Origin of the sequence: Alkalibacterium indicireducens (assembly GCF_039522005.1) — a bacterium.
Lineage (GTDB): Bacteria > Bacillota > Bacilli > Lactobacillales > Carnobacteriaceae_A > Alkalibacterium > Alkalibacterium indicireducens.
Map to the genome: position 1 here is coordinate 1 of NZ_BAAADA010000183.1, position 629 is coordinate 629.

The following is a 629-nucleotide window of genomic DNA, read 5'->3' on the forward strand; positions in this document are numbered from 1 at the left end:
CTAACAGTTCCTACTGCCAAGTCTGTAGTGGACTTTCACCACCAAGTTGTCGCCCATGCCGGGCGCACAAAAAGACTAGAAATACTGAAAAACCAGCATTTCTAGTCTTGAAATCGATGGAGTTGAGGGGAGTCGAACCCCTGTCCAGGCACATTGGCACTCAAGTATCTACGTTCATAGTTTTACTACTTGGATTTCGCTAAGCATTAGCCGTAAAACAGGCATCATGCGCCGCTAGTCTGTTAATCTCTTTCTATTCTTACAGACGGAAAGAATAGACGTATCCCACTTATTATAGGACCCGGTGCCGAGCACATGGGCGATGCCGGTCGGATCACGCTAAGCTGTTTTTACGCAGCTAAAGCGTAAGAATTGTTGTTATTGTTTGCAGTTAATTTAACTGTGACGTTGGTACGCAGCCGTCACCTGCGAAACGCAACTCAAGCTCAATCTGTGCCTGTCGAATCCGTAACAACCCCGTTACAATATAGAGCTGTCTCTCGTGCTCTGCTAATAGTATACCATAATCCGGTGTAAAAAGAAAGTCCGTTCGCTTTCTTGTATGTGTCAAGACTTTGGCGGAAACTTTTTTTCTAGAGATGGTAACTCTTCAATTTTAATATTAAAAT

General features: G+C 43.9%; 1 other RNA gene. It reads right to left on the bottom strand.

The window, feature by feature from the left end:
* Window positions 1–114 precede the first annotated feature (114 nt).
* Window positions 115–479, bottom strand: a transfer-messenger RNA (tmRNA) gene (ssrA, locus tag ABFX15_RS10035).
* Window positions 480–629: the final 150 nt, after the last annotated feature.